This is a genomic window from Ruminococcus flavefaciens, assembly GCF_900116855.1.
GTDB lineage: Bacteria > Bacillota > Clostridia > Oscillospirales > Ruminococcaceae > Ruminococcus > Ruminococcus flavefaciens_R.
The window spans coordinates 151,586-177,771 of sequence record NZ_UETD01000002.1; the positions used below are offsets into that span (position 1 = coordinate 151,586).

General features: G+C 43.6%; 24 protein-coding genes. 4 read left to right on the plus strand and 20 right to left on the minus strand.

Translation table 11 applies throughout. From position 1 onward, the window contains the following. Positions 1-35 precede the first annotated feature (35 nt). From lysA to lon, 3 genes are read right to left on the minus strand one after another with little or no spacing between them, the layout of a single operon-like run. Positions 36-1,334, minus strand: coding sequence for a diaminopimelate decarboxylase (gene lysA / locus DSZ37_RS00795; protein WP_109725075.1), 1,299 nt, complete (start codon positions 1,332-1,334; stop codon positions 36-38). A 24-nt stretch (positions 1,335-1,358) separates the two neighbouring features. Continuing rightward, on the minus strand, positions 1,359-1,961 hold the full coding sequence (yihA, locus tag DSZ37_RS00800) for a ribosome biogenesis GTP-binding protein YihA/YsxC (protein ID WP_109725366.1): 603 nt from the start codon (positions 1,959-1,961) through the stop codon (positions 1,359-1,361). A 27-nt stretch (positions 1,962-1,988) separates the two neighbouring features. Beyond that, positions 1,989-4,331: an endopeptidase La gene (lon, locus tag DSZ37_RS00805; RefSeq protein WP_109725076.1), complete on the minus strand. Its 2,343-nt coding sequence runs from the start codon at positions 4,329-4,331 to the stop codon at positions 1,989-1,991. A gap of 444 nt (positions 4,332-4,775) precedes the next feature. On the opposite strand from lon, the gene DSZ37_RS00810 reads away from it, so the two are divergent. Next, on the plus strand, positions 4,776-5,078 hold the full coding sequence (locus DSZ37_RS00810; protein ID WP_019678660.1) for a YerC/YecD family TrpR-related protein: 303 nt from the start codon (positions 4,776-4,778) through the stop codon (positions 5,076-5,078). 75 nt (positions 5,079-5,153) lie between these two features. Further along, on the plus strand, positions 5,154-7,985 hold the full coding sequence (locus DSZ37_RS00815) for a glycoside hydrolase family 9 protein (RefSeq protein WP_109725077.1): 2,832 nt from the start codon (positions 5,154-5,156) through the stop codon (positions 7,983-7,985). Between the two features lie 107 nt (positions 7,986-8,092). Here DSZ37_RS00815 and DSZ37_RS00820 read toward each other — a convergent pair whose 3' ends face one another. Together DSZ37_RS00820 and DSZ37_RS00825 are read right to left on the minus strand one after the other, a co-directional pair. Continuing rightward, a complete protein-coding gene (locus DSZ37_RS00820; RefSeq protein WP_109725078.1) occupies positions 8,093-9,310 on the minus strand; it encodes a 6-phosphofructokinase in 1,218 nt (405 codons plus the stop codon). Between the two features lie 173 nt (positions 9,311-9,483). Continuing rightward, the gene (locus DSZ37_RS00825; protein ID WP_109725079.1) at positions 9,484-10,272 is read right to left on the minus strand and encodes an HAD family hydrolase; all 789 of its coding nucleotides are present in this window, start codon (positions 10,270-10,272) and stop codon (positions 9,484-9,486) included. A gap of 102 nt (positions 10,273-10,374) precedes the next feature. Here DSZ37_RS00825 and DSZ37_RS00830 point away from each other — a divergent pair, with 102 nt between their 5' ends. Continuing rightward, positions 10,375-10,890: a cob(I)yrinic acid a,c-diamide adenosyltransferase gene (locus tag DSZ37_RS00830; RefSeq protein WP_109725080.1), complete on the plus strand. Its 516-nt coding sequence runs from the start codon at positions 10,375-10,377 to the stop codon at positions 10,888-10,890. A 29-nt stretch (positions 10,891-10,919) separates the two neighbouring features. On the opposite strand, the gene DSZ37_RS00835 is transcribed toward DSZ37_RS00830, so the two are convergent. The 15 genes from DSZ37_RS00835 to DSZ37_RS00905 form a co-directional block, all read right to left on the minus strand. Continuing rightward, the gene (locus DSZ37_RS00835) at positions 10,920-11,141 is read right to left on the minus strand and encodes a hypothetical protein (protein ID WP_109725081.1); all 222 of its coding nucleotides are present in this window, start codon (positions 11,139-11,141) and stop codon (positions 10,920-10,922) included. 58 nt (positions 11,142-11,199) lie between these two features. Continuing rightward, positions 11,200-11,709: a Gx transporter family protein gene (locus tag DSZ37_RS00840; RefSeq protein WP_109725082.1), complete on the minus strand. Its 510-nt coding sequence runs from the start codon at positions 11,707-11,709 to the stop codon at positions 11,200-11,202. Beyond that, positions 11,709-12,068 carry a NusG domain II-containing protein gene (locus DSZ37_RS00845; protein WP_109725083.1) on the minus strand — a complete coding sequence of 120 codons (360 nt, stop codon included), beginning with the start codon at positions 12,066-12,068 and terminating at the stop codon, positions 11,709-11,711. Before DSZ37_RS00845 ends, DSZ37_RS00840 begins: the two co-directional genes overlap by 1 nt. Then, positions 12,061-13,104, minus strand: a complete 1,044-nt coding sequence (locus tag DSZ37_RS00850; RefSeq protein WP_109725084.1) for an FAD:protein FMN transferase — start codon at positions 13,102-13,104, stop codon at positions 12,061-12,063. Before DSZ37_RS00850 ends, DSZ37_RS00845 begins: the two co-directional genes overlap by 8 nt. A 129-nt stretch (positions 13,105-13,233) precedes the next feature. Then, positions 13,234-14,754 (minus strand): 2,3-bisphosphoglycerate-independent phosphoglycerate mutase, encoded by a 1,521-nt coding sequence (gpmI, locus tag DSZ37_RS00855; RefSeq protein ID WP_109725085.1) that lies wholly within the window; start codon positions 14,752-14,754, stop codon positions 13,234-13,236. Positions 14,755-14,868: 114 nt separating this feature from the next. Then, entirely contained in the window at positions 14,869-15,642 is a 774-nt protein-coding gene (locus DSZ37_RS00860; RefSeq protein ID WP_109725086.1) for a hypothetical protein, read from the minus strand. Between the two features lie 192 nt (positions 15,643-15,834). Continuing rightward, positions 15,835-16,611 (minus strand): triose-phosphate isomerase, encoded by a 777-nt coding sequence (gene tpiA / locus DSZ37_RS00865; RefSeq protein ID WP_109725087.1) that lies wholly within the window; start codon positions 16,609-16,611, stop codon positions 15,835-15,837. Positions 16,612-16,629: 18 nt separating this feature from the next. Continuing rightward, complete coding sequence (locus tag DSZ37_RS00870) at positions 16,630-16,842, minus strand: hypothetical protein (protein WP_109725088.1); 213 nt, start codon at positions 16,840-16,842, stop codon at positions 16,630-16,632. Between the two features lie 61 nt (positions 16,843-16,903). Next, a complete protein-coding gene (locus DSZ37_RS00875; RefSeq protein ID WP_109725089.1) occupies positions 16,904-18,124 on the minus strand; it encodes a phosphoglycerate kinase in 1,221 nt (406 codons plus the stop codon). A 174-nt stretch (positions 18,125-18,298) separates the two neighbouring features. After that, on the minus strand, positions 18,299-19,060 hold the full coding sequence (locus DSZ37_RS00880) for an alpha/beta fold hydrolase (RefSeq protein ID WP_109725090.1): 762 nt from the start codon (positions 19,058-19,060) through the stop codon (positions 18,299-18,301). Positions 19,061-19,166: 106 nt separating this feature from the next. Beyond that, positions 19,167-20,387, minus strand: a complete 1,221-nt coding sequence (locus tag DSZ37_RS00885) for a sodium ion-translocating decarboxylase subunit beta (RefSeq protein WP_109725091.1) — start codon at positions 20,385-20,387, stop codon at positions 19,167-19,169. A 12-nt stretch (positions 20,388-20,399) separates the two neighbouring features. Continuing rightward, positions 20,400-20,801, minus strand: a complete 402-nt coding sequence (locus DSZ37_RS00890) for a biotin/lipoyl-containing protein (protein ID WP_028520481.1) — start codon at positions 20,799-20,801, stop codon at positions 20,400-20,402. A 2-nt stretch (positions 20,802-20,803) separates the two neighbouring features. Continuing rightward, positions 20,804-21,187: an OadG family protein gene (locus DSZ37_RS00895; RefSeq protein WP_109725092.1), complete on the minus strand. Its 384-nt coding sequence runs from the start codon at positions 21,185-21,187 to the stop codon at positions 20,804-20,806. A gap of 12 nt (positions 21,188-21,199) precedes the next feature. Then, positions 21,200-22,597, minus strand: coding sequence for a pyruvate carboxylase subunit B (locus DSZ37_RS00900; protein ID WP_109725093.1), 1,398 nt, complete (start codon positions 22,595-22,597; stop codon positions 21,200-21,202). Between the two features lie 234 nt (positions 22,598-22,831). Next, the gene (locus DSZ37_RS00905) at positions 22,832-25,399 is read right to left on the minus strand and encodes a translation factor GTPase family protein (protein WP_109725094.1); all 2,568 of its coding nucleotides are present in this window, start codon (positions 25,397-25,399) and stop codon (positions 22,832-22,834) included. A gap of 114 nt (positions 25,400-25,513) precedes the next feature. Between DSZ37_RS00905 and yunB the strand changes: the two genes are divergently transcribed. Then, positions 25,514-26,158: a sporulation protein YunB gene (gene yunB / locus DSZ37_RS00910; protein WP_242978532.1), complete on the plus strand. Its 645-nt coding sequence runs from the start codon at positions 25,514-25,516 to the stop codon at positions 26,156-26,158. Positions 26,159-26,186 lie beyond the last annotated feature (28 nt).

Consider the following 26,186-nt stretch of genomic DNA (forward strand, 5'->3'; position numbering starts at 1 on the left):
TATAACGGGCAGAGGTTATCCTCTGCCCGTCGTTTTTATATATCGTTTCTGATTATGTCATCAAGAGTTTCTCTCTTGACTGCAATACGCGATTTACCCTCGTTTACAAAAACTACAGCAGGCTTCTGGAGTCTGTTATAATTTGAAGACATAGAGTAATTATAAGCGCCTGTAGCGCAAACCGCGATTATATCGCCGGACTCAGCGTACTGAAGCGGCATATTCTCGCCGATAAGATCACCGCTCTCACAGCACTTTCCTGCGATAGTTACCTTTTCGGTCTTTTCCTGATCGGCCTTGTTTGCAACAATAGCTGTATACCCCGAGCCGTAAAGAATGTATCTGGGACTGTCAGCCATACCTCCGTCTACGGATATATAAGTCCTGATATTGGGGATCTCCTTGCGAGCACCAACAGTATAGAGTGTTATTCCCGCAGGTGCAGCAATAGAACGTCCCGGTTCAATGAACATCTTGGGGAGCTTTACTCCAAGAGTTTCACACTCGGTTTTTACAGTCTGAGATACTCGCTCAAGGTACGTTTCAAAAGGTGAAGGGTCATCTTTGTCAGTATACTTGATTCCGAATCCTCCGCCAAGATTGAGCCCTTCGATCTCGTATCCGAGCTCATTCTTTATCTTTGCGATAAAACCGAGCATAACCTTTGCAGCCTCTTCAAAAGGTGCAATATCAAATATCTGTGAGCCGATATGGCAGTGCAGACCGTAAAGGCTTACATTCTTACAACTTACAGCTTCTTTAACAGCTTCAAAAGCCTCTCCCGTTTCAAGTGCAAATCCGAATTTACTGTCGATCTGTCCTGTTTTAACAAAATCATGGGTATGAGCATCGATTCCGGGCTTGATCCTGAACATTATATTCTGGCAAACGCCCAGTGACTCGGCGATCTTTTCGAGCCTGTGAAGCTCGCTTATATTATCAACGATTATATGACCGACCTTGTTTTCTACTGCAAAGCGAAGCTCCTCATCAGTCTTATTATTGCCATGGAAGCCGACTTTATCCATAGGAAATCCAGCCTTGAGAGCTGTGTAAAGCTCTCCGATGGAAACTGCATCAAGACCATCACCCTCGTCAGCAACTATCCTGCACATTTCCATGCAGGAAAAAGCCTTGCTTGCGTAGTGAACTTCGCCCTGACCGTTATAATACTTGTTCATGCTGTCATGAAAACGGCGAAGACTTTTTCTTATCATCTGCTCGTCCATGACATAGAGCGGTGTGCCGTATTCTTTTACAAGCTCCACCGTGTCAGCTCCGCCGAAGGTAAGATGCCCCTCGGAATTGACATTGAGATTTTCGGATACAAACATTTTTAACATCCTTTCGGGTATAATTTATTCGTCAGCGACGTCATTGTCGTCTGCGATATCCTCAACTATCTGTCTGAGTTCTTCGACTCCCTCGAATGTCTGCGACGAAAAAGGTATGGTATGTATATCCTCAAAGCACGGTATCTCGTTCTTGAACGCTTCAAGTCTCTTCGTGCGTTCGGTCTTGTTGAGCTTGTCAGCCTTGGTCAGAACGAGAACAAAAGGCATTTCCGTATCAATGAGGTAATTTATCATCTGAACGTCATCCTTGGTCGGAGCGTGCCGCATATCCACAAGCATGAACACAAGACGGATGTCTCTGTCAGAGCTGAGATAGCCTTCAATAAGTCCCGACCAGCGCTCTTTCTCGGACTTTGATACCTTTGCATAGCCATAGCCCGGAAGATCAACAAAGTAAATATTCTCCAGTCCGTAGAAATTAATTGTTGCGGTTTTTCCGGGGACCGAGCTTACTCTGGCAAGATTTTTTCTGTTGAAAAGCTTATTGATAAGCGTAGATTTTCCCACGTTGGAATGTCCCGCAAAGGCTATTTCTATCCTTTCGGGCGCAGGTATCTGTGAAAATTTGCCATATGCGGCGGTAAACTCCGCTTTATTGTAATTCAGTTTCACGGCGTTACCTCCTTACGATGTTTATTTTATAAGAGCTGTATCAAGAACGTCGGTAAGTTCCTCTGCATACACAAAGGTGATCGCGTTCTTTACAACTTCGTCAACTTCTTCGAGATCAGGCTTATTTGCAGCAGGAATAATGACAGTCTTTATTCCTGATTTATACGCAGCCATAGTCTTTTCACGAAGTCCGCCGATAGGAAGCACCTTTCCATGCAGTGTCACTTCGCCTGTCATAGCTACATCCGATCTGACTTTAAGACCCGAAAGTGCAGAGACAAGAGCAGTAGTCATGGTCACACCTGCTGATGGACCATCCTTGGGAACAGCCCCCTCCGGAGCGTGTATGTGCAGATCGATGTTTTTGTAGAAATCGGGATCAATACCGTATTTTTCTGCAATGCTGCGGACATAGCTTACAGCTATCTTGGAGCTTTCCTTCATGACCTCGCCGAGTGAGCCTGTAAGTTCGATCTTGCCTGTTCCCTTCATGGTTATAACTTCGATGGGCATAAGAACTCCGCCTACTGATGTCCATGCAAGTCCGTTTACCACGCCGACCTGATCCTCCTTGGAAGAGAGATCGCCGAGGTACTTTCTAATGCCCAGATATCCGTTGATATCCTTCGCCTTTATTGTCACACGCTTCACCTCATCAGCAGCAATTCGCCTTGCAGTTTTTCTACACAGCGATGCGATGCTCCTTTCAAGCGAACGTACTCCTGCTTCCTTGGTGTAATACTGTATAAGCTCGTCAATAGCGTCATCACTTATCTTCAGCTGTGAAGCTTTAAGTCCGTGTTCCTTGAGCTGCTTGGGGATAAGGTGCTCCTTTGCGATATGGAACTTTTCCTCTGCTGTGTAGCTTGGCAGCTCGATAACTTCCATTCTATCAAGAAGCGGCGCAGGGATAGCGCCAACATTGTTTGCTGTTGTAATAAATACAGCCTTGCTGAGATCGAAAGGCACTTCGATGAAGTGGTCACGGAAAGCATTATTCTGTTCAGCGTCAAGAACCTCGAGCATTGCAGATGACGGATCACCCTTGATATCGCTGCAAAGCTTGTCAATTTCATCAAAAAGAATGAGTGGATTTGCGGAGCCTGCCTGTGAGATCGCAGTTATGATTCGTCCGGGCATTGCTCCCACATATGTTTTTCTGTGACCTCTTATATCAGCCTCATCGCGGACACCGCCGAGAGAGACTCTCGCATACTTTCTGCCCATAGCCTTAGCAATGGACTTGGCAATAGATGTCTTACCGATGCCGGGAGGGCCTGCAAGACAGATTATCTGTCCCTTTATTTCGGGATTTAACATATAAACTGCCAGAAACTCGAGTATACGCTCCTTGACTTTCTTCAGACCGTAATGATCCTTTTCGAGGACAGTTTCAGCCTTCTCCATAGAGAGCTTTGCCTTTGTGTATTTGCCCCACGGAAGATCAAGGACTGTATCAAGATAATTCTTTATTACAAAAGCTTCTTGTGATGACGGAGGCAGCTTTGTAAGCTTATCTGCCTCTTTCAACAGCTTTTCCTTGCTCTTTTCGTCTAATTTAAGCTCCATAATATCATTTATGTAGCCGAAAGCTTCCTCGCCCTCGTCCTCGCCCAACTGCTCCTGAATAACTCTGAGCTGTTCACGAAGATAGAATTCACGCTGTCCTTTATCAATGCTGTTTTTAGTCTGCTCGTTGATAAGGTTTTCCAGCTCGAGAATCTCGACCTCGGATGTTAAGCAGGCAAAAAGCACAGAGAGCTTGTTGATAACATTAGTCTCCTCAAGGAGAGTCTGCTTGTCTCTGTAGTTAAGGTTACAGTTAAACGTTACCGTCTCAAAAAGCTTGATGGGAGAATCCTGCGTCATAATAGACGTTAGTAGCTCCTTAGGCATCCTCGGGAAGAATGACGCATATCTCTCAAATACATCCTTGACCGATCGCATAAGAGCTTCAGCTTCAACCTCGTCCACCTTTGCCCTTGAGTAAGTGGGAGTACGCTTTACCTCTGCTTTCAGCACCTCGCCATCATCTATAAGGCGTACAAGATTTGCCTTATATACACCCTCAACAAGCACTTTCATGATATTGTCAGGCAGTTTCAGCACCTGCTTTATCTCGGCAACGACACCGACCTTGTAAAGATCGGACGCCTTGGGATTTTCGATATATGCTTCATGCTGAGTAACAAGAAACAGTTTGCCTCCCTCTTTGAGAGATCTCTCAACAGCAGCCATAGACTTGCTTCGTGAAACATCAAAATGCATGACCATTTTCGGAAAGGCAACAAGCCCCCTCATCGCAACTGTATAGAGGATATTAGCCTCTTCTATGTTTTTATCGCTTTTTATTGTCTGTTCCATAAAATCACCGCGTTTCTGTATGGTATATCATATTCATCCTAATAACCGATAATATCGGTTCTTTATATTATACAATAAAAATAAAAAAAATTCAACCCCCTAACGCTTCTGTACAGCATGGGATGATATATCATTTTGCTATACGGATTAAATAATTAAAATCATATAGTAATTTAATATATAATTTAAGTATTTTTTCATGACTGACTATGCGAATATTTGCGGAAGTTTGGTTATTATCTCCATTTTTTGCGAACTTTAAGAAATAATCTTTACTTTTTGTTGAGAATGTGGTATGATATACACAAAGGTGTATGTACTATCGGGCTTTTTGGCTTTCAATGTTCCACTTATAAAAAAGGGCTTTACTTTTACGGAATAATGTGTTAAAATGTAAAGTAAGAAATTGTTGCATACGCCTTTAAGGCAGATTGGAGAATTACTATGATCGACAAAATCAAATCCGAAAGCATGGATCTGCTCTTTGAAGCTATACTTACTCTTGATTCCGTTGACGACTGCTATAAGTTTTTTGATGACCTTTGCACAAGCATTGAGCTGAAAGCCTTTGCTCAGCGTCTTCACGTTGCAAAACTCCTCGATGAACACAGAGTATACAACAGCATTGTTACAGAAACAGGCGCAAGTACAGCTACAATAAGCAGAGTAAACCGCTCACTGAAGGACGGTAACGACGGCTATAATATCGTTTTTGACAGATTAAAGAAAAAAAATCTGCTGAAGTAATACGGCTATGTCGTGAAAGCTCCGAGGCGGGAGTTTTTGCGATAGATAGAATTACAACTTGAAAGGAAGATCTAAATGAAAAAGGCGAAGATATTCAAACGATCATTAGCCTGCCTTTCTGCAGCTGCTACCATTTTGTCAAGTAGCATGGTGACAAATGTTAATGCAGCTGTTATCACGGAAGGCAAACCAAACAATTATGACAACTTTGCTGAGGCACTCCAGCTTGCGTTATGTTTCTATGACGCAAACAAGTGCGGTGACGAGGTCGCCGATGACGGCTATTACTCGTGGAGAGGCAATTGCCATGTAAAGGATGCAGAGATACCGCTCCAGCCAATGAATCCTATGCCTGAACTCTACGGCGAGGCAAAGAACGACGGTTCACAGAACGGTAAAGAGCAGGAGAAAAAAGAAGACGAACAGCCTAAGGGCGAAGGTGACGGCGACGGCGGACTCAGTGCTGCAAAGGGACTTTATGAAGGCGTTAATATGTCTTCAAAATTCATTGAGGCGAACCGCAAGTACCTCGATCCCGATGGCGATGGAAAGCTTGACCTCACAGGCGGCTGGCACGATGCCGGTGACCATGTTAAGTTCGGTCTCCCCGGAAGCTTCTCCGCTTCAACAGTCGGCTGGGGTTACTATGAGTTCAGAGATGCATATAAGGAAATGGGCCTCGATGAGCACGTTGAGGACGAAATGCGCTGGATCAATGACTACTTTATGAAGGCTACTTTCCTTGATGATGACGGAAACGCTATCGCATACTGTTATCAGGTCGGAGAGGGTAATAACGACCACAACTACTGGTGTGCTCCTGAGCTTCAGGTCGATGATACAGTTGTTGCTTCATCGAGCTGTGCAGTAAAAAGACCTGCTTACTTCGCAACTGCTGAGATGCCCGCCCCCGATCAGTGTGCAGGCGCTGCAGCTTCACTGGCTATTAATTATCTTAACTTCAAGGATACAGACGCGACCTACGCCGCTAAGAACCTCAAATACGCAAGGGCACTTTATGAGCTTGCTGTTGCTACACACGAAGAATCATGGACTCCCGGTTCAACTCCCAGTTCGCTGGTTCTCGGTTACGACGGCGGATTCTATCACTCAAGCTACGACTATGATGAGCTCTCATGGGCAGCTGTATGGCTTTACTACGCTGCTGTTGCTGAAGATGAGACTCAGAAGGATGCAGCTTACGACAAGTATATCAAGGCTATCATCGACGTTGATGAGTCTACAACCAACGATAAGGGCGCTCATCCCTACACAGGTTATATGAAGCGTATCATCACAGATACAGGCAACTGCTGGCAGAACATCTGGGTACACTGCTGGGATACAGTTTGGGGCGGCGTTTTCGCTAAGCTTGCTCCTGTTACCAACACTGCCCGTGACTGGTACATCTTCCGTTACAACCTCGAGTTCTGGTCAGGCTGTAACGCTGAGGTTGATGCTTCCGAATGGGGCTATGAGCCTGTAAGAGGTCATAAATATTTCGGCATGGACGACTACCTCTGGAATACGCCTATGACCTGTGATCAGATACCTGACCTCCCCAACAGTGACACAAGCAGCGACTTTATCGCTAAGTCTCCTAAGGGTTGGGCAGTTGTTTCTGGTTACGGTTCTGCACGTTACAACACAGCAGCAGGTCTCTGTGCTTGTGTATATGCAAAGACTACAGGTGATGACACATTCCTCCCCTGGGCAAAGGCTCAGATGGAATACATCCTCGGTAAGAATCCCATGGGTTACGCTTACGAGGTAGGCTATGGAAACAATTTCGCTTCACAGCCTCACCACCGCTCATCTCACTGCTCAGGTAAACAGAGCATGGAAGATCCTACCGTACAGGTACACACCCTCTGGGGCGCTCTCGTAGGCGGTCCCGACCTCAAGGATTTCCATAATGATGTCACAAAGGACTATATCTATAACGAAGTTACAGATGACTATAACGCAGGCTTCTGCGGCGATCTTGCAGGTCTGTACCACTTCTATGGTGCAAAGGGCAAGGAGCTTGAAAAAGAAAATCACATCAATCCTGATTTCGATATGTCAGCTAACGCTATCGGCTACGATCAGGTCGACAAGGACGGCAATCCCCTTCCTGTTGGTATCTACGCCGCAGGCGGAAAGAATCAGGAACAGGACAGCAGTGTTCAGCTCAAGGTTGTTATCTACAACAGAACTATCAATCCTCCGAAATTTGAAAGTGATCTCAGAGCAAGATATTACTTCAATATTTCTGAGCTTACAGAAGCTGGCTACGATGTAGATTATATCGTTCCCAGAATCGACTACGACCAGGAAAAGAGCTATTCAAACGGAAAGAACGAAGCTAAGTTCACAGGTCCTTTCAAGTACGACGATGATGGAAACTACTATATCGACATCCAGTGGAAGAATTGCGACTTCTACGGAAGCCGTGTATTCCAGTTCGCTCTTACAACTAAGATGGACGAGGAAAAATGCGTATATCCTCACTGGGATTCAACAAACGACTACAGCTATGCTGATCTCGTTTCTTTCGCAGACGACAATGAAGCAGCAGCTATAACAGATAAGATCACACTTTATGCTGACGGGGAGCTTATCTGGGGTGTTGAGCCCGACGGAACAAAGCCTGATGGCGAAAAGAAGGAAAACACATCGACTGATCCCTCGGTTACAAAGAAAGCCGTTTATGGCGATACAAACTGCGACGGAACTGTTGAGCTGGCTGATGCTATCCTCATCATGCAGACCCTTGCAAGTCCCAACAAATATACTGTTACCGAGCAGGGCAGACTCAACGGAGACGTTGACAGTTCTACAGTAGGTCTTACCTCAAATGACGCTATGTTCATTCAGGAATTCCTGCTGAAGAAGAGAGCAAATCTTGCCCCCTCAGTCAAGTGATATAAGCTGTAAAGTACAACTCACATCTGAATAAAGCGATACCGAGCCTTTAAAAAGGCTCGGTATTTTTGTAATATAAAACCCTCGGCTTAACCGAGGGCTTCTTATTATATAACAAAGTTTAAAGGCATTCCGTTTTTCATGATCGCGTGAAGCTCGCCCTGAATAAGCGGCATAAGATAGTCATAAGCGGGAGGCAGTACATTATTTCCGGCTTCGTTGATCCACTCGCGGGGGAAAAACTTTTCTGAATTTGCTGCCTTTGAAGCATCAACAGTGTCTATCCTATAGCTGTAAGGCATATTGGATTCACGAACAAATGTCATCATACAGCCTGAATTACCCTTTAAAGCTGTCTCGACCGCCGCCATTCCAATTGCTTCAGATGACTGTATGTCCTCAAGTGAAGCGATATGGGAGCTGCAGCGCTGCATAACATTGAGTTCTATTGAACGGACCTTACATCCTATTTCAGCTGCTACAAGCTTTTCAAGGAACTTACCGATACCTGCAAGATATACATGACCGAATACATCCTTCTGTCCCGACTGGAATTCCTCTGCAGCAAATTTCCCCTCAGCTGTCTTGACACCCTCAGAAACAACAACTATAACAGCTCTGTGCTTTGACATCTGATCCTTAACATCTGAGAGAAATCTTTCTATGCTGAATGTTGTCTCGGGTAGATATATAAGGTGAGGAGCACTCTCTCCATTTGCGCGTATACAACAAGCCGCTGCTGCAAGCCATCCTGCGTGACGTCCCATGGTCTCAATAATTGTTACAGAAGGTATACTGTAAACATTACTGTCGCGAGTGATCTCCTGAACAGTAACTGCAACATATTTTGCAGCAGAGCCGAATCCGGGTGAGTGATCGGTTTCACAGAGATCGTTATCGATAGTTTTAGGGATACCGATTATTTTAATGTCTTCTATTCCTTTATCTTTTAGATATGAAGAGTACTTAGCAACGGTATCCATGGAATCATTTCCGCCAATATAGAAGAAAGCTCCGATATCATGGCTGCGGAGCACCTCTGTTATCCGTTCGTATATCTCAGATTTCTCCTTGTAGTTCGGAAGTTTTTTTCGACATGAGCCAAGTACAGCGGAGGGAGTTCTGAGAAGAAGCTGATAGCTTACATCACTGTTGATCTTTTCTTCCAGATCAACCATCTCGTCATTGATAATGCCCTCGATACCGTTGATAACTCCGAAAATCTTGTCTATCTTCTGAGATTTTTGTGCTGCACTGAATACTCCTGCCAAAGAAGCATTGATCGCACAGGTTGGACCGCCTGACTGAGCAACTGCTATATTCATGATACACCAATCAGCTAAAAAGCCGTTCCTCTCATAATATTTGCCATAGGCATCAATATTATTATAACATAGCTATATTTGTATTTCAAGGAGAAGAACCGCCAAAAAAGAAGCACAATAAATCGCAATATTTGATAATAATAGCAATAATTGCATAATAAATGACAAATTTATTAAATCAGTCCATAGTGTTTAAGTGCATTAGCAATACCATCTTCTTCAATTGGAGTAGTTATGTACGAGACATAAGGATAAATGTTCTCTGCTCCGCCCATTGCTATACTGTTAGGGACAGCCTGAAGCATAGGAAGATCATTCATGCTGTCGCCTATAGCATAAGCTCTCTCCATTGGTATATCCAAAAGCTTTAATATCGTTTCTATACCTGTAGCCTTTGAAAATCCAAGAGGAACATTCTCATAGAATCCGCCTCCCCTGTCGATAATAGAATAGCTTTTACCGATCTCACGCCTAAAAAGCTCCATATCACTGTTTTCATTCTGCCAGATAACGAACTTATCAAAACCGAAATCATCATCCTCAACTCTGCCGCTGACATCTATCCCGCTGTCAACAAACACCTCCATGAAATACCTGAGTCCATCGGTCATCGTTGCCTTATCATCAAAGAAATAGCCATCTGAATGTTCATAAACGGGCGTAACTCTGCATTCCCTGAGAAGCTTCGCTATTCTTATACACTCATCCTTAGGTACCGTTCTTTTAAGCAATACTTTTCCGCCATACTCGATATAAGTCCCACACCCACAAATATATCCATCAAAACCAAGTTCCTTTACTTTGGGACTGATATTAAAAGCTGTTCTTCCCGAATTGATAAAAGTAAGGTTTCCTATTTTTCGCGTTTCTTTAATAGCTTCCCGTGTACTCTCGGGAATAACGGCTCTTTCATCTTCGGTTACGATAGTTCCGTCAATATCAAAGAATATTATTGACTTCATTAAAACACTCCTTAAATAATAGTGATCTTTTCTTAAAAAAGCAAAATATGTATTGATTATTTACGCACGATATGTTATAATACAACTATGAGGTGATATAATATGTTACATATTTATTATGGTAATGGCAAAGGAAAAACTACGGCAGCTGTTGGACTTACCGTGCGTGCTGTTGGTTCGGGAATGAAAGTTGCTTTCTTTCAGTTTCTTAAAAACGGATCATCATCAGAGATTTCAGTTCTCGAAGAACTTGAAAATGTTACAGTCATATGCTGTGAAGAATGCCAAAAGTTTACCTTTGCGATGAACGACCTTGAAAAAAACGAAGTAACTCTTTGCCATAACGAAATGCTCAGAAAAGCCGCAGAGCTTCTCAGAAGCAATTCTGTTCAGCTTGTAGTTCTTGATGAATTCATAGATGCATATAATAAAAAGCTCATTGATACTGAGCTTGCAGACGATTTTATTAACAATGATCTGTCAAACGGAGAAATAGTTATGACAGGCAGAAATCCTTTGGATAAGCTAAAAAAACGTGCGGATTATCTGACAGAAATGAATGCTGTAAAGCATCCTTTCGATAATGGTATAACTGCCCGAAAAGGTATAGAATATTAAACTGCCGCAGTAAAAGCTGCGGCAGCTTTTTATTTCAATTCTCTTAGTTCCTCAACGATTGCCATATCCTCATCGTTTATCTTGAGATTAGAGATTATTGTTTTATTATCAGGAGATATCACCTTTATCTCTATAACAGTCCCCTCCTTTACCGATCCTACAGCTGCTTTGAAAAACGGCGGTAGCTTCGGATGGTTTGTAAGAAACCGATCAAGAAGGGATTTAAGCTTGAATGCGTTCATTGGATTCATTTGTTTCACCTCATGAATATTATATCATAGTATTCATCAAAAAGCAAGGAATCCGTAATCACGTTTCGTTTTTGTTATCTTTTACATCAAGATTTCTGTTTATCAGGAACTGTGCACATAGCCCCGTAAACGCACCAGCAATACAACCTGTTATCAGCAGGAATGGATATATGGATAATACAGCAAAGGAACGCATAACGATAACAGCAACTATCATCTGTCCCGTATTATGCAGGATCGCTCCTATGATGCTGCTGAGCCATATGTATTTCAGCGGCACTATACGCTTTACTAAAAGCATTCCTGTCAAGCAGAATACCGCACCTGCCATACTGTACATTATCGCCGAGACATTCCCTCCGAATATGGAACCGAGGAGAACTCTTGCAAATACTATCATTGCTGTCTCTTTCGCACTGTACTTATAAACAGCATAAACAGTAATGATATTGGCGAGTCCGAGCTTTGCTCCGGGGATAGGAATAATATCTATTCTAAGTTCAATTATAAATATTATCAGAGCAAGAGCAGTGAGCAGTGCAAGTCTTGCCAGCTTGTGTGCTTTCATCACTCGCCTGCCCCCTCATCCGAAAACCTTATGACAAGCTTGTGTGGAAGACATACAATAGGAATGTTCTCTGAACGGAGTTCACCTGTTTTAATGCAGGTGTGATCGGGACAATCCGCATCAATTATGCTGATATGTCCGTCTTTAATCTGTACTTCGTTCCAACCTCCATCGGGATAATCGATCTTGAATGTCCTGTCTTTCTCTTCGGAAAGATCAAGATGATAAATGATCTTATTATTCTGTACGATATCTACCCATGTACTGTCAGACGGCTTTGAGCCTATAATAGCAAAAACTACAGCAGCTGCAAATATAACTATAACCGCTCCTATTAGAAGCTTTACTCCTTTAGTCAAGTGATATCACCTCTGCTTCCATACTGCTTATATTTGTAAAGCAGTCGGCTATACCTTCCGTGTAGTATATCCTATGATCATCTGAAACAAGTATAAGATCAAAAGAAGGATCACTTTTCAGCAGTTTCCTTGCGCCGTCATAGCCTGCTACAAACAGGGCGGTAGATAAAGCGTCGCAGTCGAGCCCGCAGTCGCCTATTACAGTGACAGAAACAAGTCCGTTATCGGCAGGATATCCGTCGGCAGGGTCAAGAATATGCCAGTATACACTGCCATCATCAGCGGTAAAATAACGCTCATAATTTCCCGAGGTTATTACTGCCTTGTCGGCAATTTCAATAATACACATATCAGTATCGGGAGCAAACGGGTCACGGACAGCTACCTTCCAGTTGCTTCCATCAGGCTTCGTCCCCAGTGCCTGAACATTTCCGCCGAGACTAACGATAGCTGAGCTGATGCCGTTGCCTGCCATAGACTTCATTATCTCATCTCCTGTATATCCCTTTGCAAGAGCTCCAAGATCAATCTCAACATCTTCAGGCAGGCTAACAGTATCTCCGTCTATATTTACTTTACTATAATCTACGTTTTCGAGAAGGCGTTTAAGAGTTTGCTCGCCAGGAATCTTATGATCCCCTGTTGTAAATCCCCATTCTTTGAGAACAGGGTAAAGGGTAATATCAAGGGCTCCACCTGTTCTGTCCCCCATCTCTATAGCCTTATTAATTATTATTGCTGTGTCATCACTGACTTCAACTAACTTTCCATCGCTGTGATCAATCTTCCATATGTCGCTGGTCTCATTTGTAACGGATAGCTCTTCTTCAAGCTGAAGTATCCGCTTCTCTGCTTCACTGAGAGCAATATCTGCATTTTGACCATAGGCTTTCATGTTCATGAACGTATCCATTGCAAACACATCTCTCGTCTGAGATGTCATATTGATATCGGATGCTTCCTTTTTCTGAGAGCATCCGCTGATTAACAGTATTCCTGATAAAACAGTCGAGAGTGCAAACATCTTTTTTATCATATTATAGCTCCTAATACTAACTTGATAATATTATATCATAAGTTGTTAGTATTTGCAACCATAATTTAATAATGTCAGCAAAAAAGCCACATCAGACTGCTCTGTGTGGCTTTTTTATATAAAGTTTGATTATTTCTTGAGCAGGCTCTTTCCTGTCATTTCAGCAGGCTGAGGAACTCCCATGATATCAAGCATTGTAGGAGCAAGATCAGCAAGAACACCGCCTTCGATGAGTTCGCCCTCAACGCCTACAGCAATAAGAGGAACAGGATTAGTTGTGTGTGCTGTAAAGGGACTTCCGTCAGGCTCCATCATCTTATCAGCATTACCATGATCGGCAGTGATAAGAGCTGCGCCGCCCTTTGCAAGTATCTTCTCAACCATTCGTCCAACACAAGTGTCTGTTGCTTCAACAGCCTTTACAGCAGCATCAAAGATACCTGTATGACCGACCATATCGCAGTTAGCGTAATTGAGAATGATCACATCATATTTGTCAGAATCGATAGCCTCGCAAACAGCATCGCAAACCTCATACGCACTCATCTCAGGCTTGAGGTCAAATGTTGGAACGTCAGGTGACTTGATAAGGATACGGTCCTCGCCCTCGAACTGCTTCTCCTCACCACCGTTAAAGAAAAATGTAACATGGGCATACTTCTGCGTTTCAGCGATACGAAGCTGAGTCTTTCCAAGCTTGGAAAGGTATTCGCCCATAGTCATTGTGAGCTGCTCGGGAGGATATGCAACAGATACATTAGGCATTGTAGCATCATACTGAGCCATGCAAACGAAGTTTACAGGGAAGAAACCATTTTTTCTCTCGAAGCCGTTAAAATCAGGATCAACAAATGAACGTGTGATCTGTCTTGCACGGTCAGGGCGGAAGTTAAAGAATATAACGCTGTCATCAGCCTTGATCTGAGCGCCGCCCTCTATAACTGTGGGAAGCATGAACTCGTCAGTTACTTCGTTGGCATATGAGTTCTTTATTGCCTGAACAGGATCCGCCTCTTGAACGCCTTCGCCGTAAACAAGAGCGGAATATGCCTTTTCTACTCTGTCCCAAGCATTGTCTCTGTCCATTGCATAGAAACGTCCAGAGATAGTAGCGATCTTACCAAGGCCAATCTTATTAAGCTCAGCAACAGTTTCTTCCATGTACTCAGCTGCTGAAGAAGGCGGAACATCTCTTCCGTCAAGGAATGCGTGAATGTAAACCTTGTCAAGACCGTTCTTCTTAGCCATTTCTACAATGCCGAAAAGGTGCTCCATGTGGCTGTGAACTCCGCCCGGTGAGAGAAGTCCCATAAGGTGAAGAGCACTGTTCTTTTCCTTACAGCTGTTCATTGCGTCAAGGATAGCCTTGTTGCTCTCAAATGCGCCGTCCTTGATATCCTTGGATATCTTGACCAGCATCTGGTAAACGATACGGCCTGCGCCGATATTTGTGTGTCCTACCTCGGAGTTGCCCATCTGTCCGTCGGGAAGTCCGACATCAAGACCGCTTGCGCCGATAATAGTGTTCGGGCACTCAGCCATGTATTTGTCAAGATTCGGCTTCTTGGCTGCTGCAATAGCGTTGCCGTATGTATCGGGGTTATAGCCGAAGCCGTCCATGATTATAAGTGCTACGGGTTTTTTTGACATAAAAATTCTCCTTTAAAGATAAGTTAAAATATCTATATGTGCCGACATTAGTCAGTCACGCAATAAACGTACTCCCCTCTTGGAAAATACGATTTCTGCCGTTAGTTATAATGCTCATGCCCAAAACAAGCAAAGTCCTGAGCTTTCATCAAATGCACAGCCAAATCTGCCGCTCTTATATACAACAGCATCTGTGCTTAGTTCAAGTTTCTGTTCATCACTGAGCCAAATGAAAACATGATGCGGAATACTCAAATAGTCTGAATTAACGCTCACACGGTAATTGACATCCTTTTCATAAAGTTCAATGTCAGTTTTATTATCAAAATTGTATTCACTAAAAGTCTTTTCATTATTGATATATTCAAGGCCATTAGCTTTAGCTTCGGAGATATACTCTTTTATTTGCTCCTTATCGCATCGCATGACAAGATAAGCGTAAGGATGATAATCCTGTGCCGGAACTGACATTTCCGTACGAAAGAAGTATTCGTCACAGTTTTCAGGAAGATGCTGCGGAAGAATTCTTTTCCATTCACTGTCTGATCTTATCCCATATCCCCAAATTGCTCTCTTTACGGGATAAAAAAACTTATTATTCTTAAACGATACTCCTATTATCGGAGAAGCAAAAATGATCACAGCAAATAATATAGTGATAATGCGAACGATTATAAGAGGCACTCTGAAAGTACCGTCCTTACGATTCTTACGAAAAAAGATGACAAGAAAGAAATTAGCCGCAAGGAATGGTAATAAAAGTATTCCTGTTATTCCATTAGCAGCAAACACAATGAAACAGCCGCCAAGGAAAAAGAAAAAAAGTACAAATAAAACATTAATATAGAAATATACCGATCTTTTTGCTCTTGCTTTATTATTAGTCATAGAATCACCCTTCTAAAAGATTGGACAAAGGAAAACACTTTGTCCTTCTATGACAATAGTATAGCACGGCAAGCATTATTTGTCAATATAAAATTATCGTTCTTCGATATTTTTTTATTGATTATCAAAAACTATAATATTTATTCTCCCGACTGTCTTGTTCAGTCGGGAGAATAAGAGATATCAGTTTAATCAGCCGTTTACAGCCGCCTGAACGATCACATTGAAGTCTTCAGCCTTCAGTGAAGCACCGCCGATGAGACCGCCGTCGATGTTGGGCTTAGCAAGAAGCTCAGCAGCATTCTTTGCGTTCATAGATCCGCCGTACTGGATCGTTACAGCGTCTGCTGTAGCCTGATCGAAGAGCTTAGCAAGCTGAGTACGGATAAAGCCGCATACTTCCTCAGCCTGATCAGGAGTAGCTGTAAGACCTGTACCGATAGCCCATACAGGCTCATATGCTATAACAACATTTTTTACCTGCTCTGCTGTAAGCGACCAGAGGTCAAGCTTGATCTGACGAGCAATAACTTCCTCAGTAATGTTGCACTCGCGCTCCCACTTGAGCTCACCAACACATACGATAGGCTTGAGACCAGCCTCGAGAGCAGCGATAGTTCTCTTGTTAACTGTCTCATCTGTCTCACCGAAGTACTGTCTTCTTTCGCTGTGACCGATTACAACGTACTCAACACCGAGCTCTGTGAGCATATCAGCTGAGATCTCGCCTGTGAAAGCGCCGCTCTTCTCAAAGTGAACGTTCTCAGCACCGATCTTAACGTTGCTTCCGGCTGTTGTGTTGATAGCTGTCTCAAGGTTTGTGAAAGGAACACAAGCAATAACCTCGATCTTGCCCTCAGCATTAGCTACGAGAGGCTTGATAGCCTCGAGAAGCGCCTTAGCCTCGGGACGAGTCTTGTTCATTTTCCAGTTTCCGGCAATAATTGCCTTTCTGAGATTCTTGTTCATGGTATATAACTCCTTTTATCAGAATTTTAATTCGTCGTCATCATCGTCGCCGTAATACGGAAGCATATCTGCGTCATTGTCGCCGAAATTGTTACCGCTGTTGTTTCCGATAGCAATGCCCTTCTTTATAGGAGAAAGAACAAAACCTAAAACAACTCCGAGAAGAAAACAAACGACGGAAAGAAGAATAAGAGTTGTCTTATCCTCCTGTGCTCTTGTAATGAGTTTCATATTTACACCTCATTTATTACAATAAGGGCGAATATTTCTATCCGCCCTATTGATAATGTAATTACTTTTCAGCGATAGCTGCAACGCCGGGAAGTACCTTACCCTCAAGATACTCGAGTGAAGCACCGCCGCCTGTTGAGATGTGGCTCATCTTATCAGCAAATCCGAGCTGGATAGCAGCTGTAGCAGAATCGCCGCCGCCGATGATCGTTGTAGCGTCAGCCTCAGCAAGTGCCTCGCAAACAGCTACTGTACCCTTTCTGAGTGTGGGGTTCTCGAAAACGCCCATAGGACCATTCCAAACAACAGTCTTTGCAGTCTTTGCAGCCTCTGCAAAGATAGCAGCTGTCTTAGGACCGATATCAAGACCCATCTTGTCAGCAGGGATCTTGTCAGCGTCAACATACTCTACGCTGATCTCTGCATCGATAGGATCAGGGAATGAAGCAGCAATAGCTGTGTCAACGGGAAGAAGAATCTTCTTGCCGAGCTTCTCAGCCTTTGCGAGCATTTCCTTGCAGTAGTCAAGCTTTTCTTCGTCAACAAGTGACATACCGATAGAGCCGCCCTGTGCCTTGATGAATGTATATGCCATACCACCACCGATGATAAGTGTATCGCACTTCTCAAGAAGATTAGAGATAACATTGAGCTTATCAGCCACCTTAGCACCTCCGAGGATAGCAACGAAGGGTCTCTCAGGAACCTCTACTGCATTACCAAGATACTGGATCTCCTTCTGCATAAGGTAACCAACAGCTGTTTCCTTAACGAACTTTGTAACGCCTGCTGTTGAAGCATGAGCTCTGTGTGCAGAACCGAAAGCGTCCATAACGAATACTTCACCGTCAACCAGGTCAGCAAGCTCCTTAGAGAACTCCTCACCGTTCTTTGTCTCCTCGTTTCCGCGGAAACGTGTATTTTCAAGAACAACGATCTCGCCGTCCTTCATAGCAGCAACAGCCTTCTTAGCGTTGTCGCCGACAACTGTATCATCAGCTGCGAATGTAACCTTTGTGTTTACCAGCTCAGCAAGTCTTGCTGCTGCGGGAGCCAGTGAGAACTTAGCCTCGGGACCATTCTTGGGCTTGCCGAGATGTGAGCAAAGAACAACCTTTGCACCGTTCTCAACGAGCTTATTGATAGTGGGAAGAGCAGCCTGGATTCTGTTATCATTTGTGATAACGCCGTCCTTCATAGGAACATTGAAGTCAACTCTTACGAGTACCTTTCTGCCCTTAACGTTAATGTCTTCTACAGTAACCTTGTTTAATCCTGCCATGGGTATGACATCCTTTCGTAATAAGATACATTGGTCGCTGTTGTTATATTATTAACAACGTACATTACTATTTTACACTATTTCAAGTTTTTTTGCAAGTCTTTCCGTAATTTTTTTCATGATAAACATGAAAACTTTTTATGAAGGCTTTATATATATTGAAATTGTCCTGTTCTACGCTAAAAATTCCATGCTGAGCTTATAGAATTCGTCCTGATTTGTCATCATAGCAGGATGATCCCCGCATTCAAAGAGGTGCATACTGCCATTGGTCAGCTTTTCAAGCATATTACCGTATACTTTTTCGTAGTAATCATGTGCAACACTGTACATAAAATTATCGCCTTTACTTCCTGTGAGCAGCACCTTAGCTTTAAGATCACTGATAGGTCTGTGGAAGAAATTCACAACTTCTTTTGAGTGTCTGATTATAGCCGATGTGTCATTATGAACGATCTGCTCCCAGTCATCACCGTGCATATAGGAGTAAAATCCCCTTGCATTTGTATCTTCCAGCGAAGAACTGCGGTCGGAAAGCAGATTTTTTACAAAGGCTTCATCAGCTTTCTCGCCCTCAAAACTGTCAGCAATGACTTTGTCCACACATTCGGACGCCTCAAGTGCTACATTCAGAGCAGCAATTGCTCCCCCGCTGCAACCTATAATGTTAACCTTGTCATAATGTTTAAGCCTGAGGAATGCAATTGCCTGCTGAGCCTCATAAAACCATAAATCGGCAGGAAATTCCGATAACCTTTCCGATCTTCCGTGTCCGAGGAAGTCTATGAGTATAACTTTGTAACTGTCCGTGTATCGTTTGCTGAAATCTGTGAACATTTTAGAAGAAGCTGTGTTGCCATGAAGGAATAACAGTGGTGTTCCGCTGCCATTCTCCTCATAATATATCTTTTTATTATCAAATGTAAAATAGCTCATATCGCACCTCCTTTATATCATAATTATAAAGCATTTGTATACAGCTGTCAATAAAAAAGCCACAGCAAGTAAACGCCGTGGCTTTGGATTTTGTATTAAGTTTCTATCACTTGAATACAGCAAGGAGGAATCCAGCTGCGATAGCAGAACCGATAACACCTGCAACATTCGGTCCCATAGCGTGCATGAGCAGGAAGTTTGAGGGATTAGCCTTCTGACCTTCCATCTGAGATACACGGGCAGCCATAGGAACAGCTGAAACACCTGCGGAACCGATAAGAGGATTTATCTTGCCGCCTGAAAGCTTATACATGATCTTTCCAACGAGGAGTCCGCCGATAGTTGAGAATGCAAATGCTGTAAGACCAAGAACAATGATCTTGATGGTCTCAAGTGAAAGGAATCTGTCGGCAGCTGTTGTAGCACCAACGGAAATTCCAAGGAATACAGTTACGATGTTCATAAGAGCATTCTGAACTGTATCTGAAAGTCTCTCTGTCACTCCGCACTCCCTCCAGAGATTACCAAGCATAAGGCAGCCTACGAGAGGAGCCGTTGAAGGGAGAAGAAGGATTACGAACATAGCAACTATTATAGGGAAGATGATCTTCTCTGTCTTTGTTACGACACGAGTCTGCTCCATTTTTACTTCTCTTTCCTTCTTGGTGGTGAGAAGTCTCATGAGCGGAGGCTGTATCATAGGGATAAGAGCCATGTAGGAGTAAGCTGCGATAGCTATTGGTCCGAGGAGCTCGGGAGCCAGCTTAGTTGTAAGGAAGATAGCTGTAGGACCATCAGCACCGCCGATGATACCGATGGAAGCAGCCTGATTTCCACTGAATCCGAGGCAAACTGCTCCAAAGAATGCAAGGAATACGCCCATCTGAGCAGCAGCGCCGAGAAGAAGGCTCTTAGGATTGGAGATAAGAGGACCAAAGTCTGTCATAGCTCCAACGCCCATGAAAATAAGTGAAGGATAAATTCCTGCCTTGACACCTATGTAAAGTATATCAAGAAGTCCGCCATGAGCCATGATAGCTCCGTAGCTGTGGTAATCCTGATGCTCAGGGTCGAGGAAGTTGTCCCAAAGATTCATATGATAAAGTGCATCGGATGTATCTCCGCCTGTAAAGTAAGAAAGATTTACGAGGAGACAGCCGAACGCGATACCTACGAGAAGAAGCGGTTCAAACTTCTTCTTGATACCAAGATAAAGGAGGACACAGGAAATAAGGATCATTATAAGATTTTTCCAGCCTCCGTCAATGAGAAAGCTATGGAATCCGGAGCTTTCCCAAAGAGTTTTAAGGGTTTCAAGTATATCCATTTCAAGTCCTCCTTATGCGATAACAACCAGAGGAGCGCCTGTATCTACAACAGAACCCTTGCTTGTAACTACCTGAGCAACTGTACCGTCCTTAGGAGCTACTATCTCATTTTCCATCTTCATAGCCTCGAGGATAACGAGGATCTGACCAGCCTTTACAGCGTCGCCCTTAGCAACATCAACTCTGATGATGTTTCCGGGCATAGGAGCTGTCACTGTTTCACCTGCTGCAAGATCAACAGGGGCTGCAGGTGCAGGAGCGGGAGCTGCTGCGGCAGCAGGGGCAGCAGCAACAGGAGCAGCGGCAGCTGCAGGAGCTGGCGCAAGTGCCTCATATTCATCAAGCAGAACAGCTTTACCCTGCTCTACCTCAACCTCATAGGTCTTGCCGTTAAGAGTTACTTTATACTTCATGATTATTTGACCTCCTTAATGGAAATAAAGTGCAGCTCATTGAGCGGCTTCTGCATTTTGTCGGCAACTATTGCCATTATCATAGCAGCTTCCTTATCAGGAACGTCAAAGAGCTTAACATGACCTGCTGAACCGGGAGCAAGAGGAAGCTCCTTTTCTGTATCAGGAGCAGTCTCGGGTGCAGTCTTCTTTGCAGCTTCTGCATTAGCGCTTTCCTTTGCATTCTTTGACTTGAAGTAAGCGCCTGTGCAATAAAGAACTATCATCAGAAAAATAAGTCCGCAGAAGACAACGCAGTAACCGAATACAGCAGTTATAGCCGCATCACCGATAGACATTTCCTTTACATTTTCGGCAGCAGCAGTAAAAAAGTTTGAATCAAACATAACTCTGCCTCCTTACATTTCCTCAATGGTGTAAACAGCTTCGTTTTCTTCCTTAGCCTTGCGGTCCTTGAGGAAATTGAGAGTCTGGTCGGGATAGCAGATGTAGCTCATTACATCTTCCTCACTGCGGCAGAGATCACCGAGAGCTTCTCTTGCTGCTGTAAACTCCTCACCTGTTCTCTTCTGGTCTTCGATACGGCAGTCAACTGCCTCACTGTCACCGAGTACCTTTTCAACGAGCTCCTTAGCGATAGGTGCAGGAGGATTACCGTACTCGCCCTTTATGTAGTTCTTGATCTCCTTGGAGATATTCTTGTATCTTTCGCCAACAAGCACATTTGTTACAGCCTGATTTCCTACCATCTGAGAGAGAGGTGTAACAAGCGGAGGATAGCCCATATCAGCTCTTACCTTCGGTATCTCGGCAAGAGCATCATCGAACTTATCCATTGCGTGCATATCGGTAAGGTTAGCGATCATGTTTGAAAGCATACCGCCGGGAACCTTGTAAACCAACGCCTGAGCGTCTGTACCAAGGCTCTTGGGGTTGAGCTGACCGTTGTCGATATACTTCTGCTTGATGGGCTTGAAGTAATCGTTTACCTTGTTTATGATATCTTCGTCAAGACCGGTCTCGATGCCGTACTGGCTGAGAGCATAGAACATACTCTCGGTAGCGGGCTGAGAAGTACCGCCTGAGAAGCATGAAGTAGCACAGTCGATGACGTCGATGCCGGACTCGATAGCCTTTGTGAGAGTCATGTAAGCCATACCTGTTGTGCAGTGAGTATGGAGAATAAGAGTCATATCGCCGATAGCATCCTTGATGCCCTTGATAAGGTGCTCAGCCTCATAAGGAGACATTGTACCTGCCATATCCTTGAGACAGATAGTATCAAAGCCCATTTTCTGGAGCTCCTTACACATCTCGATATACTTGTCAACTGTATGCACAGGGCTCTGAGTATATGAGATACATCCTGAAGCGATAGTCTTTTCTGTCGCATACTTCTTTGTGGCATTGAGAGCTGTCTCAATGTTTCTGAAGTCATTGAGAGCATCAAAAATTCGGATAACATCGATACCGTTCTTTATTGAAAGTTCAATGAACTTCTCAACTACATCATCGTGATAGTGCTTATATCCCAGAAGGTTCTGACCTCTGAGAAGCATCTGCAGTCTGCTGTTGGGAAGATTTTTCCTCAGATTGCGAAGTCTCTCCCACGGGTCTTCACCGAGATAACGAAGACAGGAGTCAAATGTTGCTCCGCCCCAGCACTCGATAGAGTAGTAGCCCGCCTTGTCCATATCAGAGAGAATGCCCTCATAATCAGAATAAGGCAGACGCGTAGCCATCAGTGACTGATTGGCGTCACGCAATACGGTTTCTGTCAGTTGCACTTTTTTCATGTACAAGCCTCCTCAAAAATAAATCTGCATAGCAGAAAAAATATACTGAAATTTGATCGGTCAGGAAATATTTGTTCAACATTTCTTAAAAAAATCCCAATCAAAATCAATTATAACATATTACAGAATAAAATTCCACTATTTTTTCGGAAAATATAATTATTTTTTTATTTTACTCAAAAACAGCATGTTTTATATAACCAAAAAGCAGACCTTTACAGATCTGCTTTTATTTCACATTGAGTCGATAAACTCTTTTATTGAAACCTCGGCGGCTTCGTATCTTTTTCTGAATTCAGTGGCAGAAATCCTCATAGCACCGTTTCCGAGGATTATCATCTGCTCCAGACCATCTGATGTAGCGACCCTTACTTTATGCTTCTTTGAAAGCTCATGAGAAACCCTCTCGATATAAGAATCCGCAGTTTCAGACTCCTTTGTATATACTATATTAATATTGCAGTATTTCTCAACTTCGCGGTGCTTTCCTTTTACTCTGTAAGCATCAAATACAAGTATCAGCTCGCAGCCTGCGTACCCCTGATAGTTGCACATACGGTTGATAAGCTCTCCCCTTGCCGCATCAAGATTATCCCCTGCTATTTTTTTCAGGTCATCCCATGCGAATATAATATTATATCCGTCCACAAGAAGATAATCGGGGCCTTCATATTTGGGAAGTCTCACTTTTTTATCGTCTATTGAAACAGCTTTTGTCTTCTTGAAGGCTTTATGAGGATCACGGTTAATCTTACCATATGTCCTCTCAAATATCTCCATAAGCTCCTCGTCGCTGACAGCCTTTTCAATAAACCTCTGAGCTTTGTTCTTTCTTGCCTCGGGAGCCTCATCATCTTCGTTCTCATCAAGACTAAGCGGCAGGTGCATATGATCGTACACCTCGTTCCATTTAACAAGATAACCTGCACCGTGTGAGCAGAATACAGAATCTGCACTGTTCTCTGTATCATTATCAGCCGAATATCCGATGGAACTTATTACTTCATCAGCATTGTGACACTCCTTGTATCCGCCGAGAGAAAGCGAAAGCTTACCTTTGCCGTGAGTATAAGCAATGATATCTGCCTGATAGCTGTTCATTTCAGCCACAGGAGCACTTCCTCTTATAACCGAGCTTTCGCCGATAGTCTCCGGAGTGTCAAAGGAGGCACACATACGCTGAAGATCGGAGATTGCTCTGCCAACATTTTCTGTCGGAACTTCCAACTCATAATCATAATACGGTTCAAGAAGAACGGATTCAGCCATTCTGAGTCCCTGTCTGATTGCACGGTAAGTCGCCTGTCGAAAATCGCCTCCCTCGGTATGCTTCAGATGTGCCTTTCCCTTTACAAGAGTCATCTTTATATCCGTAACAGGCGAACCTGTCAGAACCCCAAGATGAGTTTTTTCTTTTACATGAGTAAGAATAAGTCTCTGCCAGTTTCTGTCAAGCTCATCCTCAGGGCACACAGTATCGATAACGATACCGCTCCCCTGCGGCAATGGTTCAAGAAGAATATGCGCCTCGGCGTAATGTCGCAGCGGTTCATAGTGGCCGACGCCCTCTACAGTATCCCGAATGGTTTCTCTGTAGGTGACCGCTCCGTCCATAAATTGAATATCGAAGCCGAACTTATCAGCAATGAGCTTTGTCAGCACCTCAGTCTGAACGGCGCCCATAAGCTGAATATGTATCTCACGATTCTGTTCATTCCACAAAATGTGGAGCTGTGGGTCCTGATCTTCAAGGATACGCAGTTCCTTCAGGGCTTCATATACGTTCTTATCCTCAGGCAGGGATACACGATAGGTCATAACAGGTTCAAGAGCCGCTTCATCCGAGTCATTCTCCGCACCGATGCCCTGACCGGCATATGTCCCCGTAAGTCCGGTAACAGCACATACCATGCCTGCTTCTGCTGATTCCGACGTTCTGAACTTCTCACCGGTATAGAATCTTATGGAGCTTACCTTTGCGTTGACAACATTTCCATCCTGATCACTATAGCTCATGTCATCCCGCATTTTCAGCACTCCGCCTGTGATCTTCATATGTGTCAAACGACTTCCCTTAGCATCATATGATATCTTGTAGACCTTAGCGCCAAACGATTCTCCGTAAGCTTTCCCCGATGTATATCTGCAAAGAACGCTGATAAATTCCTCCACGCCCTGCATTTTCAGCGCAGAGCCAAAGAAGCATGGAAAAATCTGCCTGTTTTCAATTGCAGCAGAAATGCTTTCTTTACTGAGGGAACCTGTCTCGATAAACTGCTCCATAAGCTCCTCACAGCAGGTCGCACAGTCCTCGTCTATATTGTCGAAGTCACCGGTAAAATCGACACACCTGTCCGAAAGCTCTTTCCTGAGTCTATCTATCAGGTGAGCCTTATCGGCTCCTATTAAGTCCATCTTATTGACGAATACAAAAACAGGAATATTGTATTTTCTCAGAAGCTTCCATAGAGTTGTGGTATGGCTCTGTACACCGTCAGTTCCGCTTATAACAAGAACCGCGTAGTCGATGACCTGCATGGTACGTTCTGTTTCCGCAGAAAAATCAACATGTCCGGGAGTATCAAGCAGTGTAAACATAGTATCATCTACAGTAAACTCTGCCTGTGACGAGAAAATAGTGATACCTCGTTCGCGTTCTATTGAATTTGTATCAAGTGTGGAATTTCCGCGGTCAACTCTGCCAAGACTGCGGATAGCACCCGAAGTATAAAGCATGGCTTCCGCAAGAGTTGTCTTTCCAGAGTCAACATGAGCGGTTATGCCTATAATAACGTTTTTCATAATAGCTCTCCGAAATATATTATTGCTTTATTTTAACATAAAATCTCGAATTTGTCCATAGATGCGAACACAAATGGTTCAAAATGAATATAATAAATAAAAAGGAGCTTTATTATGAGAACAATGCGCAGAAAAAGATATCGCAGATATCGTGTGGTTATCCTGTTAAGTATAATATCAATAGTCGTCTTCATTGTCTTTATCGAAACAGAAAAAGCACTGAAGCCTGTCGCAAAACTTCGGGCAGAACAATTCGCTAAGCAAACAGCCGATAACGTTATCGCCGCGGTTGTTTCCGAATATCTCACCGATAACAGATTTACATACGAGGATTTCGCTGTTGTAATGTACAATGATGACAATTCTCCTGTTTCCGTAGAAGCTATACCGTTTACAATCAACAAGATACAATCCGAGCTGACAGCCGAGATCAACAAGAGACTCAACTCATCGGGAGACAGGTCTGCCAAAATACCACTTGGTTCCCTGACAGGTTCACCTGTTTTTACCGGAAAGGGTCCCTCAATAAAGATAAGGGTTTGCCCTGTTGGCAGTGCCGAGGTGAAGCTGAAAAGCTCATTCACTCAGGCAGGACTTAATCAGACCTGCCACAGTATTTCAGCCTGTGTAGATGTAAAAATGACATCATCCGTGCCAATGTACAGCTTTAACGTAAAGGCGGAGTTTGAATTTATTCTTGCAGAAAGCATTATTGTAGGAAAGGTACCTGATATTACTCCATATATGGCGCAAAAATAAATGCCGTATCAAACAATACGGCATTTCT